This window comes from Motilibacter aurantiacus, assembly GCF_011250645.1.
GTDB classification, from domain to species: Bacteria; Actinomycetota; Actinomycetes; order Motilibacterales; family Motilibacteraceae; genus Motilibacter_A; species Motilibacter_A aurantiacus.
The window spans coordinates 1-12165 of record NZ_JAANNO010000004.1; the positions used below are offsets into that span (position 1 = coordinate 1).

The window sequence follows — 12165 nt, forward strand, 5'->3', positions numbered from 1 at the left end:
GTACGCCGCGGTCCTCGGTCGACACGCCGCGAAGGCCCTGCCAGCACCGAGCCGGCAGGGCCTCCGGCGTCGGGTGAGCGTCAGGCTTGCCTCGAGCCTCGGCATCGACAGCTGGCTGGCGGCGGAGCACGCCTCCGGAGCGCGCCGCCGCTCCCGCGCTCGGATGGCCGGCTCCGGCCGGCAGCGCGGGCAGTCCGACAACGGAGCCGGGGCTTGCCGCACGCCCGCCGACCCCGCGCAGGCGGCTGTCCGGGGCTCGCCGGCCAGGCGGCGGTGAGCGGCCGTGGACGGCTCTGGACGGTGGGAACCGGACTGCGCCCGGGCCGAGGCTTCCCGAGTCGGGAGGCACGGACCGCGCCTCCTCGTCCAGGAGGCAACGATGACCCCTCAGCTCGCCACCTCTGCCGGCCTCGGGCCGCTACCCTTCCCCGACCCGCTGACCCGCGCCCGTCCCGCACGCGCGTCGAGCGCTCTGGTGCTGCTTTCCGCTGCCCAGTTCCTCGTGCTGCTCAGCGCATCGATCGTCAACGTGGCGCTTCCCTCGGTGCGCAGCGGGCTGCAGCTGACACCGGCCGCGCTCACCTGGGTCGTCAACGCCTACGTCGTCGCGTTCGGGGCGTTGCTGTTGACCGGCGGCAGGGTCGCCGACGTCAGGGGGCAGCGCCGCACCTTCCGGGCCGGCCTGGCTCTGTTCACGGCGGCGACGCTGGTGGCCGGGCTGGCACCGAACGCCACCGTGCTGCTTGCGGCACGCGCGCTGCAGGGAGCGGGGGCCGCCCTGCTGTCCCCGGCGGCCCTCGCGCTGCTGCTCCGACTGCACCCCGAGCCGCGGCAGCGGGCGGGAGCGCTCGCGGTCTGGGGCGGTGTGTCCGCCGCCGGCGGCGCAGCCGGGGTGCTGCTCGGCGGGGTTCTCACCGCATGGCTCGGATGGCGGTGGATCTTCCTCGCCGCCGTCCCGTTGGGGCTCGCGACGCTGGCGCCCTCCGCCGCGCTGCTGCCCGCCGACCCGGCTCGCACGCGTCGCGCACTGGACCTGCCCGGCGCGGGGCTGGTGGCCGCGACGCTGGTGCTCCTGACCTACGCGGTCGTCCATGGCGGGAGCACCGGCTGGACGACGCCTGCAACGCTCGGCAGCGCCGCCGCCGGCGCCGCGCTGCTGCTGGTGACCGTGGCCGTCGAGCGGCGAGAGCCCGACCCGCTGCTGCCGCTCGGACTGCTTGCCGACCGCCCGGTGCTGCGGGCCAACACGGCCATGGCACTGCTGGGAGCGACCTGGGTGGGGCTGTTCGTGCTGCTTGCCCTCTACCAGCAGCAGGTGCTGGGCTGGTCACCCCTGCGCTCGGCGGTGACGCAGCTCCCGCTTGCGCTGGCCAACGCGGTCGCGGCTGCCGCCACGGCTCCCGCCGCGCGACGACTCGGTGCGCGTGCGACCACGAGCGGCGCTCTGCTCCTGCTGGCGGCCGGGCTCGCTTGGCTGGGCGCGGCGGCCCAGACCGGCGGCACCTTCCTGCGCTCCCTGCTCGGCCCCACCGTCCTGATCGGTCTCGGCATCGGAGCCGCCTTCGTGCAGCTCACGTCCGCGGCCACCATCACCGTCCGCCCGCACGAGACCGGCGTGGCCGGTGGCCTGATCAACACCACCCGCCAGATCGGCGGTGCTCTCGGCCTGGCCGGCGCCCTGGCCATCGCCGCCGCACGCACCTCCTCGGTGGACGTCGTGCCTCACACCGCCGCCCTGGCGGCCGGCTACCGCGCCGGACTGCTCACCCTGGCCGCCGCCGCTGCGCTCGCCGCCGCCGTCACCGGGACGGCACACCGGCCGACGCCCAGCTCCTGACCCGACTCCCACCTCCCAGCCACCCCCCACGAACGAGGAGAGCTCGATGTCCGTCACGGCCCGCCCCTCCGTCGACCTCACGGCCAAGCCTTACCTACGCGGCCACTACGAGCCCGTCGTCGACGAGATCACCGCAACCGAGCTCCAGGTGCACGGCACCCTGCCGACCGAGCTCGAGGGCCGGTACTTCCGTAACAGCCACAACCCGATGCCCGGCGTCACTCCGACGAACTGGTTCGCCGGCTCCGGCATGATCCACGGCGTGCGCCTGCGCGCCGGCAAGGCGGAGTGGTACCGCAACCGCTGGGTCCGCACGCCCGCTCTCGAGGGCGTCCCCTACCGCCGAGCCGACGGCAGCATCGATCTGACCGCCAGCGTCGCCGGCACCAACGTGATCGAGCACGCCGGCAGGATCCTCGCCCTGCAGGAGCAGAACCTGCCCTTCGAGCTCACCCGCGACCTCGACACCGTCGGCCCGTACGACTTCGCCGGCAAGCTGCAGACCTCCATGACCGCCCACCCGAAGGAGGACCCGGTCAGCGGTGAGCTGCACTTCTTCTCCTGGTCCCCCTTCCCGCCGCACGTCACCTACTACGTCGCCGACCGCGACGGCGACGTCGTGCGCGCCGAGGCGGTTCCCGGAGCAGGCCCGACGCTGCAGCACGACTTCGGGCTCACCGCCAGTCACGTCGTGTGGCTGGACATGTCGCTGGTGTTCGACCACACGGCCGCCGGGCTGCCGTTCTCGTGGAGCGAGACCTACACGCCGCGGATCGGGGTCATGCCGCGCACCGGCCCGGCGACCGTGCGGTGGTTCGAGATCGAGCCCGGCGCGCTGCTGCACGTCGGCAACGCCTACGAGGACGCCGAGGGCAACATCGTCGTGGACGGCCCCCGATACGACCGGTCCGCCTGGGAGGTCACCGACAAGTTCAGCCGGGGCGCTCCGGGCTGGCTCGAGACCCCGAACGGCGGCGCGGTAGCGACCCGCTGGGTGCTCGACCTCACCAGCGGCAAGGCCTCCCAGCACCACGTCGACGACTTCGTCACCGAGTTCCCGAGCATCAATGAGGACTACCTCGGCCGCCAGAACCGCTACAGCTACGCGATGGCCTCACCGGGCGGCGGGCTCGACGGGTACGCGGTGGTCAAGCTGGACGCCACCACCGGGCAGACCCGCATCGCCGAGACGGGCCCGGACCGCATGCCGGGCGAAGCGGTGTTCGTCCCGGCGCAGGGCGCCAGCCGCGAGGACGACGGCTACCTCATGACCCTCGTGAGCGACATCGCCGCCAACGCCTCTGCGCTGCTGGTCCTCGACGCCGGCAGCCTGGAGACCATCGCCGCCGTCGAGCTGCCCCGCCGGGTCCCCTCCGGCATCCACGGCAACTGGATCCCGGACGCCGACCTGCACTGACCGGCGCAGCAGCATCCGCCACGGCGCGGGGCCCTTGCAGGGCCCCGCGCGGCCGGGCGTCACCTTGCCTGCAGCTCCCGCTCCCACAGCGACTCGCACACACCGGCGACCGCGAAGCGCAGGTGCCGCCGGTAGGTGCCGAACGGCAGGCCGAGCCGGCGGGCGGCGGCCTCGTGCGTGGGCGCACCGGAGAAGTACGTCGCCACCAGCGCCGCGTGCGCCTTCACCCCGGCCAGGTCACGGCGCAGGCCCTCCACGGCTTCCTCCACCACCGCGCGCAGGACCACGACCGCGTCCTCACCCCCCGCTCGGCACAGCGCACTGTCGAGCAGCCGGTTCGTGGCGAACCCCTCGGGGTGACGCCAGGTCCGCAGGGCCAGGCGCACGCTCTCGTCGAACTCCTCGCGCTCGAGCCGCAGCTGCGAGACGTCACGCGCGCCCTGCGCCTGCCGCGGGACGCTCGGGCCCTGGCCTGCGACACTGGCCGGAACCTGCTGGCGGACCACCGCGGCGAACCAGTCCTCGAACGGCTCCAACCGCCAGTCGCTGACGAACAGCCCGTACGTGCGGCCGCCGACCACGGCCCGCTCGCCGGAGTCAGCCATCGCACTGCCCAGCCGCGCCGCCCACGCCTCGACGTCCTGGTACACGAGGAATCCCTGGGCCCGCCCGCTCGCCCGGTAGGCCTCCACCAGGCCTCGCCAGTGGTTCAGCTCGAGCACCGGAGAAGGCTGCTCGTAGGCCGCCGGGTAGACCGCGAAGCGCGTGACCGCGAGGTGCTCCCCCGACCGGGCCGGGCGGGTCTGCGTGCTGTAGCGCCACGCCGCCGCCACCACCGGGTCGATGGCCACCTCCTCCGGGTCGGGAGGCGCCGGCAGCGTCAGATGCGCGGAGAACGCGACCAGGTCCCCGGTCCGGGTGTCACGGAAAACGTGGAAGCCGGCGGGCTGGCGCGCGTACCAGAACCGGACGAGGGCGGCCGACTCCGCCCCCTCGACCTGCTCGGCCAGGGCCGCGACGTGCTCGAGCAGCTCGGGACGCATCACGTCCTCGTAGACCCCGCCCTGCCGGGACCAGGCGTACATGTCGCGCACGATCGGCACGTCGCGGTAGAGGTAGATCGCCCGGCCCATCGCCTCCAGCATCGCCGACTCCGGCGCCTGCCTGGCCTGGCGCAGGTGCTCGCGCAGCAGGCTCTCGCGGACCGCCTCGAACGCCTGAGGCGCACGCCACCGCAGGTCTGCGACCAGGACTTCGCGGGCCGCGTCGTGCGGGAACAGCCCCTGCGGCGCCGACTCCATGAACGGCAGCTCGCGCAGCCACTGGAACAGCGCGGGGACGTCCTCGTCGGTGAGCGCCGCGTGCAGAAGCTCCTCCGTGGTCGTCCACGCCTGCGCCGCGACCTCGAGCGCGCGGCGGTGCCGAGCGGAAGGAACTTCCCCGATCAGGCGCGTCATCAGCACCGCGAGCACCTCGGCCTGCGGGGCCCAGTCCTGCTCCTCGGCGCCCGACCCGCGCGGCACCGCTGCGGTCAGCGACAGGACGAGGGGGTTGCCGCCGGCGAACGCCAGCCGGGAGGCGACATCCTCCGCCCGCACGCCCCGAGCTGCCAGCAGCGCCGCGGACTCCTCCACGTTCAGCGCCGCAAGCTCCAGGACCTCCATGGCGGTGGCCCAGCCCGCGTCCACCGACCACTCGACCTCGGGGGCAGTGCGGCCGCTGACCACGACCAGCGCGCCGGGCGCCGACCTCGGAAGGAACCGTTCACGCAGCCACGGCTCCAGCCAGCGGCACTGCTCGAAGGTGTCCACCACCAGCACGGCACCGGGCTGCTGGAGCAGCGCTGCGGCGGCATCCTCGAAGTCCTGCGGGGACGGGCCGATGAAGTGCCCGTCGAGCTCGACGACCGTGCGCCCGGCCGCCCGGGCCTCCTGCGCCCAGAGCCGGGTCAGCGTCGACTTCCCGATCCCGCCGGGGCCGTGCACCCACAAGAGCGCGACAGCGCCAGGGTCGTCCAGGGCGCGCCGGAAGACCTCGCACTCGCGTCGACGCCCCACCAGGGCCTGCGCGCGGGCGGCGTGCAGCCGCCGCGCCAGCGGTCCCGCGCCGGTCGTGCTCGTCGTCGCGTTCTCCTCAGGGGGCATGGGCTCCTCCTGCAGTCCGCCGCTTCCCCAGCTCCTTCGCCGTCGGGCCCTGTCGCCTGATCATGCCAGTCGCCCGGTCGGCACGAGCGCGCTCCACCGGGCGCGAGCGGGCCGCCGTGGACGCTCGTGGCCCCTCGTGGCTGGACCCCTGCGGGACCGAGGGTGAGGACGAGCGGGCGCCACGGGCGCGCCCGACGTCCCACCTCGAGAGGCAGACCCATGAACACCAACGCCACGCACGGCGACTCCACCGCGGACGTGGGCATCGACGACGCCGCTCCCGTCATCACCCGGGACAGCATCGTGGTCGGCGCACCCCTCGCGCTGGTCTGGGACGTGCACACCGACCTGCTGTCCTGGACGGAGTGGCAGCCGGGGGTGGGCGGGCTCGAGCTGCTCACCGAGGGGCCGCTGCGCCCCGGGACCTCGTTCCGCTGGTGGGTGGAGGGCCTGGACGTCACCTCCACGGTCCGGCAGGTCGAGCCGTACCGCCGCCTGGTCTGGGGCGGCCCGGCCAACGGCATCGACGGTCGGCACGTCTGGGAGTTCGAGACGGTCGAGGGCGGCGTGCTGGTCCGCACCGCGGAGTCCTGGAGCGGGGAGCCGGTGGAGGCGGACGTGGCGTACGCGCAGGCCGCGCTGGACGCCTCCCTCGCCCAGTGGCTGCGCGGGCTCAAGGGCCGCGCTGAGGCACTGGCCGCCGCGGCTGCTGCCCATTGAGCCACGCGGACAGGAAGCCCCGCAGGTCGATGACCTGCGGGGCGCCCTGTCGATTGCTCAGACTCTAGGCTCGTCGCCGGGACCACGAGCTCTCCGTGAGGTGGGAGCCCCGTCGCTCAGGCTCGTGCAGCGAGGCCCGCAGCGACCCCACGGGCGAAGCCCCACGCGAAAGCAGCCAGGGTGCCCACCGGGTGAGGGCCGTGCGGCCGCAGCGTGGTCAGCATGCGCGCGACCTCGAGCGCCGGGATCCGCAGCTCGCCGTCCTCGTCGCCCCAGGCACCGGCGGTGCCGACCGCGGCCTGCATCCGTGTCACCGCCGCCCACGGCCCGCCCGTCCCACGCCAGACGCGCTTGCTGCCGTGCACCTGCCGTTCCTGGCCCTGCGCGTCCAGGAACGGCAGGACGTAGCTCATGCTGCGCCCCTTGGGATGCGGCGCGAGAAGGTGCAGCCGGCCGGCATGCACCGGGGTCGGCCCCGCGGTCACTCCCGCGATCTGCACCGTCCCGGACACCTCCAGCGCGTGCACGGGGTCGGCCAGGACCGCGGCGAGGTCCGGGGCATGCACGTGCAGCCGAGCCTCGGCAGCGCGGGGGACGCCGTCGACGAACAGCACCCCGCGCATGCGCTCGGTGAAGCGAAGCCCGCGGCGGGGAGCCAGCCGCTGCGCCGGCGCACGGCGCGCCACCTCCACGGCCGCGTCCTCCGGCAGCTCGGGACGCACCGCGACCGCATGCTCAGGCGCCCGCCACGCCGGGTCGCCCAGGAGCGCCCGGACGAGCCGCTCCACGCAACGCTCAGCGACGGCCGCGATCGTCAGCGAAGGGTTCGCGCCGGTCGCTCCCGGCAATGCCGCGCCATCGAACACGTAGAGCCCCGGATAACCGTGGACCTGGCCGTCGCTGTCGACCACACCGGCGCGTGGGTCCTCGGACATCCGGGCACCTCCGAGGTTGTGGACCGTCACCGGCTGGCGCAGCAGCCGCCAGGTGGGTGTCACCAGCGGCTCCGCCCCCAGAGCGCGGACGAGCTCGCCAGATGCGGCCTGCTCGGCGGCGTACAGCGCGGAGTTGCGCGCGACGTCCCAGCGAACCCGCAGCCTGCCCCGCGGCGTCAACTCGAGCCGGCCGTCGGCCCTGTCGCGCCCCATCGCCAGCATGACCAGCGTGCGGTCGTCGTCCTGCTCCAGCGTCGAGGCGAGATCAGCGGCTTCGCGCACCACCCTGCGCGCCCCACTGCGCAGCAGAGCAGCAACGTGTGCCGGGAGGGCCGCAACATCCAGCATCCGCACCAGCTGCGCCAGATGCCGTGAGTAGCCGCCGTCCTGCAGGACGAACCACGAGTCCCGTCCCTCACCCTGCGCGCGCACCAGCGCAGTAGTCGTGATGGTCGGCCCTTGCGAGGGGTACGCGGCGGCCGCCGTGCCACGGCCGAAGCTGAGGAAGTCGCCGTTGCCGGAGAACCCGTGCCCCAGGGCGGTGGACAGCGCCGGCAGCGTCCGCAGCTCGTCACGGTTGCGCAGCAGCAGCTCCGTCGTGCCCACCGCGCCCGCGCACAGCACGACCGTGGCAGCGGTGACCGTGCGCTGGGTCGACCGGTCGCCGTCATCCGGGTCGTGCTCCCGCAGCACGACCCGGAACCCCGGCCGCAGCGGCTCGATCGACACGACCTCGGTCAGCGTCCCGATGTCAGCGCCGCAGGACTCAGCCAGCGCGAGGTAGTTCTTGTCCAGCGAGTTCTTCGCCCCCGTGTTGCAGCCGATGTCGCACTCCCCGCAGAACGAGCATCCCGGCTGCGCCACGCCGAACCGGTTGACCACCGGCGTGGACGGGTCGCCGAAGGTGATCGCCAGGTTCGGGCGCAAACTCGTGCTGGCTCTGCCGGTACGTTGGTGCGCCTCCTCGACCAGCAGCGTCTTCGGTGGAAGCTCGCCGGTCGCCGGGTCGTGCTGCACGGGGCCGACGCCGAGCATGGTGGAGGCCAGGTCGTAGTAGGGGTCGAGCTCTGCGCGGGTCCAGCCCGCCGGCCACTGCTCGTCGAACACCTCGGCAGGTGGACGCAGGGCGACGTTCGCGTAGACGAGCGAGCCGCCGCCGTACCCGGCTGCACTGATGGACATGATGTCGTTGAGCGGCCGGACGTCGTAGAGGCCATGCCCGCACGGCCACAGCCAGCCGTCGTCGATGCGCGTCACCTTCCGCGGGAAATCCCCGGGCCCGAAACGGCGGCCACGCTCCACGACAGCGAGGTCCACTCCTGCCTGCGCGAGCCTCGCGGCGGCGACGGCTCCCCCGAAGCCCGTGCCGACGACCAGCGCGGCGTACGAGTCCTTGGACAGGCGATCGACGGTTCCCATACTCGGCCTCCTCGGCTCGTGACGATCAGGCAGCGGCGGAACGCAGAGGAGCGACCGACTCGACGCTCGAAGCGTGGCCAGCAGGGCGAGACCCAGCTGGACCGGGCTCGACGTGGCCCCCGATCAGAGTTGCGAGCTGCCGGCGACGTCGCCGCCACGGCTCCGCCCGCTGCTCCGCGAGCTGCGCGCGCCGGGAGCCGGGCGCGTAGAGCCATCGCGCCCACGGGCTGCGCGGCTCGGCCAGCCTGCTCGCGGGCACCAGCCCCACCACGGGCACGACGACGCAGACCAGGGCCAGCCAGAGCTTGCCCTTCAGCGCGGTGACGACCGCGACCCCCAGGTTGAGACCGACGTAGCCGACGACGACCCACCGTCCGGCCTCTTGCCGGGCTGTCGCATCCGGGATGCCCAGAGGCGCCCAGCCGACGAGCAGCATGAGGGTAACGCCGGTGACCACGAGCACTGCGTCGATGGATGCGCGTCCCTGCTCCTGCCAGTACACGTCCTCGAGGTGCAGCAGCAGAGCGAACTCGTCGAGGACCAACCCCGCGCCGACGCCGAACATGAGACCCAGGAGGTCGCGCCACGGAGTCACGGGCGCAGCGGTGAAAGCCAACAGCCCGCTCGCAAGCATCAGCAGGACGCCGAACAACTCGTGGTGCAGGTGGACTCCCCGCACCGAGATGTTCCCAGGCCACCACCGCACCTGCGCCCGGATCAATCGCGTGCTCGTCCTGCTCGCAGCAAAGGCACTCACGAGACCGGCAAGCAACAGGAGAACCGGCTGCTTGCCGGGGTCCACGATGCTCGTCTCGTAACAGGCGACGAGGGTCTCCCAGCTGTGACGAGGTGGCACGACGGCGCTCCTTCAACTCGATGAGCTAGGACGGCCCGAGCGTCACATCTGGCATGGGCGCTCCGACAGCGTCCGGAGGGGTCCACGACTGTCTGGGAGCGTCCGCAAGACAGCGGGACAGCGCCCCGGAGCACGCCCCAGCACGAAACCGGGGCGGAGCGTCCCTCACCGTGGCGCTCGTACGTGCAACCTCAGCTATGCACACGGTCGCCGATGAGTCGGCTGGTCGACGATCGTCAACGCGGGCATGAGCCGCATCACCGTCCAGTGCCACGTCACCCTCGACGGCCTCATCGAGTCACCGCCGGAGGCGCTGCTGCCCTACATGAGCGACGAGGGCCGGCAGGCCACCTTGGAGCTCGCCCTCGCCGTCGACGCGCTGCTGCTGGGGCGGGTGACCTGGGAGCGGTTGGCGCCCGTGTGGCGCGAGCAGTCCGGCCCGTTCGCCGAGCGGCTCAACGCGATGCCGAAGTACGTGGTGACGTCGACCCTGACCGCGTTCGACGCCTGGCCGCACTCGCGAGGCGTCCGCTACGCCGACGTCGCGGCCCTGCGCGAGCAGCACGACCTGCTCGTCTACGGGTGCGGGGCGCTGGCCCGCGACCTGCTGCGCGACGAACTGCTCGACGAGATGCACCTCAACATGACGCCCGTGGTCGCCGGTCGCGGCAGACGCCTCTTCGACGAGCCCTCGGACCTGCTGGCCCTCGACCTGGTCAGCACGCACCCCTACCCGACCGGCGCACTCCGCCTGGTCCTGCGGCCGTCGCCGGGCCCAGAGGCCCACGGCAGCGCCGGGGGCAGTTGACGGAGGCGCGGCGGGCTCCGCGGCGATGCCGCCGACGGGCCCTGCCCCGGTAGCAGCGGGCATGATCGCGTGCCACCTCGTGCCCGCGCCATCGACCTCGGTCACGACAGCTGCGGGACATCACACGCTTCTCGGCGCACCGTGCACGCACTGCCCTCGCGATCTACGAGGACCAGCACCCCGACGACAGCAGAGCGCGCGAAGCCATCGAGGCGGCTGAGGCCTTCGCCCGATGGCGGCCGACGCGGCGCAGCCCAGCGGTCGATCGCGTGGGCGGCGCACCGCGCAGCCCGTGAAGCCGAGACACCGGCGGCGCGGGATGCGGCGAAGGCTGCCGCGCACGCAGCCGCAAGCGCCTACCTGCATCCTCTCGCCGACGCACATCAGGTCAGGCACGTACTCGGGGCAGCAGCCCTCGCAGCTCACGCACTCGAACTGCTCGCCGACGGGGACTGCGCCATCGGGCAGCGGGAGATCGCGCAGGCAGGAGCGTGTGCACCGCCCGGACTCCGCGCCGTGCTGACCAGGCTGCCACCGGCCCCGTCGGGCGGCGGCAGGGCGGGCGAGCTGATGCGCGCCCTGGACCGGTCCCTGCGCGACTGACAGGCGCTTCAGCTCCAGCGCCGGGTCCCGGATCGAGCGCGACGGGATGAGCACCCCCGCGCGACAAGCTCGGGTGCGCCAACCGCCCGTCCCAGCGCAGCCGGTCAGTCCGAGAAGGCCTGCCAGCAGATGTCGTTGCGGCGGGCCTGGTCGTCCAGGACCAGCAGCCGGACCGGCTCGGGAAGCCGAGCGCGCTGCCATCCGGCGCTCACGTCGGGCTGCATCCGCGTCCGGGGCTCGTGTGCTGCGTACGGCCTTGATCGCGTAGGCGGCAGCACCGAGGTCGTGCTCGGCGACGTGCCCGACACACGCCGCCTGTCCGGCGGCGTAGGCGGCGAAACGGGCGGCTCCCCGGAGGGGCCTGGCAGCACCCATGGCGTGTCCAGCGGCGGCGCGCGCCTGCATCATCGGCAGCTCGCCCCGAGCCCGTGCGCGGGCGGCTGCGATCGCATCGCGCGGTCGGGCATCGTCCGGCCGCTCGCGTTCGCGTGCTCGAGGACGTGCTCGGCGCAGTCGGCCGCCCACAGCGCCAGCGACGGATGGTCGTGATCGGACAGGGTGTCGCCGCGACGCACGGTGACCATACGGGGGGTCACGGAGGCCGGGCGGGATCACAGCGGCCGCGTTCTCGGAGGCCCGGAGGCGACGGGACGGCTCACCCGGTGAGGCTGCCAGAGCGACACCATCGGCGTCGAGGCGACGGCCTGCCGCTCGTGCCCGATGGCAGCGCTGCCGCGGTCGCATGGCCTGCCGGAGGTGCACAACGGCGCAGCGCCTTTGGCTGAGACGCCTGAGGCCACGTCCCGCGCGGGGCCATTTGTTCAGTTGCCGTTCAGCCGCGACGGGGTCGATCTCCGCACGTCTCGAACGGCAGGCTACGGCTCGTAATCGAGTCATCACCACATCAGGAGAACGAGATGAAGAAGCTCCTCTCTGTCGCCGCGTCCGCAACGCTGGGCGCCAGCGCCCTCGTCCTGTCCACCCCCGGCACGGCGGTGGCGGGCAACTGCACGCCCATCGACGGCGGCGGCTACCTGCACTACTTCTGCGGCAAGGTGTTCAACCGCGCCACGAAGAGCGTCGCGGTCGCCAAGGGCAGCCCGTCCACCTTCTACAAGTACGTCGCCCCCGGCGGCTACGCCGGCTCGGACGGCTACGGGACCCCCGGGGTCGACATCGACGGGTTCCGCATCCCCTTCGGCTGCAGCATGACGTGGACCTACGTCGGCTCCGCCCCGTCCCGCTACTCGACCGACGGCGTCGGCGCCTGGTACAAGATCAACGACCTCACCCAGGTGACGATCAAGACGGTCACCTGCTGATCTCGCCCACTCGTGGAGCGCCCGGCCGGCGGCAGAGGCCGGCCGGGCGGCAAGCAGCGTGCTCGCAGACAGCAGCACCTGCCTGCAGGTCCTCGTCGTCGGTC

General features: G+C 73.3%; 8 protein-coding genes and 1 pseudogene. 5 read left to right on the forward strand and 4 right to left on the reverse strand.

Going from position 1 to position 12165, the window contains the following annotated elements; translation table 11 throughout:
* Window positions 1-379 precede the first annotated feature (379 nt).
* Together G9H72_RS08720 and G9H72_RS08725 are read left to right on the forward strand one after the other, a co-directional pair.
* A complete protein-coding gene (locus tag G9H72_RS08720) occupies window positions 380-1837 on the forward strand; it encodes an MFS transporter (RefSeq protein WP_166169996.1) in 1458 nt (485 codons plus the stop codon).
* 46 nt (window positions 1838-1883) lie between these two features.
* Entirely contained in the window at window positions 1884-3254 is a 1371-nt protein-coding gene (locus tag G9H72_RS08725) for a carotenoid oxygenase family protein (protein ID WP_166169998.1), read from the forward strand.
* Window positions 3255-3313: 59 nt separating this feature from the next.
* Here the strand turns inward: G9H72_RS08725 and G9H72_RS08730 are convergent, their stop codons facing one another.
* On the reverse strand, window positions 3314-5398 hold the full coding sequence (locus G9H72_RS08730) for an ATP-binding protein (protein WP_166170000.1): 2085 nt from the start codon (window positions 5396-5398) through the stop codon (window positions 3314-3316).
* A 219-nt stretch (window positions 5399-5617) separates the two neighbouring features.
* On the opposite strand from G9H72_RS08730, the gene G9H72_RS08735 reads away from it, so the two are divergent.
* Entirely contained in the window at window positions 5618-6118 is a 501-nt protein-coding gene (locus G9H72_RS08735; protein WP_166170002.1) for an SRPBCC family protein, read from the forward strand.
* Window positions 6119-6234: 116 nt separating this feature from the next.
* On the opposite strand, the gene G9H72_RS08740 is transcribed toward G9H72_RS08735, so the two are convergent.
* Together G9H72_RS08740 and G9H72_RS08745 are read right to left on the reverse strand one after the other, a co-directional pair.
* Window positions 6235-8472 (reverse strand): GMC oxidoreductase, encoded by a 2238-nt coding sequence (locus tag G9H72_RS08740; RefSeq protein ID WP_166170004.1) that lies wholly within the window; start codon window positions 8470-8472, stop codon window positions 6235-6237.
* 25 nt (window positions 8473-8497) lie between these two features.
* Window positions 8498-9274: a hypothetical protein gene (locus G9H72_RS08745; protein ID WP_196790973.1), complete on the reverse strand. Its 777-nt coding sequence runs from the start codon at window positions 9272-9274 to the stop codon at window positions 8498-8500.
* A gap of 301 nt (window positions 9275-9575) precedes the next feature.
* On the opposite strand from G9H72_RS08745, the gene G9H72_RS08750 reads away from it, so the two are divergent.
* The gene (locus G9H72_RS08750; RefSeq protein ID WP_166170006.1) at window positions 9576-10136 is read left to right on the forward strand and encodes a dihydrofolate reductase family protein; all 561 of its coding nucleotides are present in this window, start codon (window positions 9576-9578) and stop codon (window positions 10134-10136) included.
* 707 nt (window positions 10137-10843) lie between these two features.
* On the opposite strand, the pseudogene G9H72_RS23390 reads toward G9H72_RS08750, so the two are convergent.
* Window positions 10844-11354 (reverse strand): annotated as a pseudogene (locus G9H72_RS23390) (putative immunity protein).
* A gap of 302 nt (window positions 11355-11656) precedes the next feature.
* Here G9H72_RS23390 and G9H72_RS08760 point away from each other — a divergent pair.
* The gene (locus G9H72_RS08760) at window positions 11657-12061 is read left to right on the forward strand and encodes a hypothetical protein (RefSeq protein WP_166170008.1); all 405 of its coding nucleotides are present in this window, start codon (window positions 11657-11659) and stop codon (window positions 12059-12061) included.
* Window positions 12062-12165: the final 104 nt, after the last annotated feature.

Bases quoted from the DNA above. Each gene is read 5' to 3' on its own strand.
- G9H72_RS08720 (WP_166169996.1), top strand. From the start codon at position 380: ATGACCCCTCAGCTCGCCACCTCTGCCGGCCTCGGGCCGCTACCCTTC.
- G9H72_RS08725 (WP_166169998.1), top strand. From the start codon at position 1,884: ATGTCCGTCACGGCCCGCCCCTCCGTCGACCTCACGGCCAAGCCTTAC.
- G9H72_RS08730 (WP_166170000.1), bottom strand. From the start codon at position 5,398: ATGCCCCCTGAGGAGAACGCGACGACGAGCACGACCGGCGCGGGACCG.
- G9H72_RS08735 (WP_166170002.1), top strand. From the start codon at position 5,618: ATGAACACCAACGCCACGCACGGCGACTCCACCGCGGACGTGGGCATC.
- G9H72_RS08740 (WP_166170004.1), bottom strand. From the start codon at position 8,472: ATGGGAACCGTCGATCGCCTGTCCAAGGACTCGTACGCCGCGCTGGTC.
- G9H72_RS08750 (WP_166170006.1), top strand. From the start codon at position 9,576: ATGAGCCGCATCACCGTCCAGTGCCACGTCACCCTCGACGGCCTCATC.
- G9H72_RS08760 (WP_166170008.1), top strand. From the start codon at position 11,657: ATGAAGAAGCTCCTCTCTGTCGCCGCGTCCGCAACGCTGGGCGCCAGC.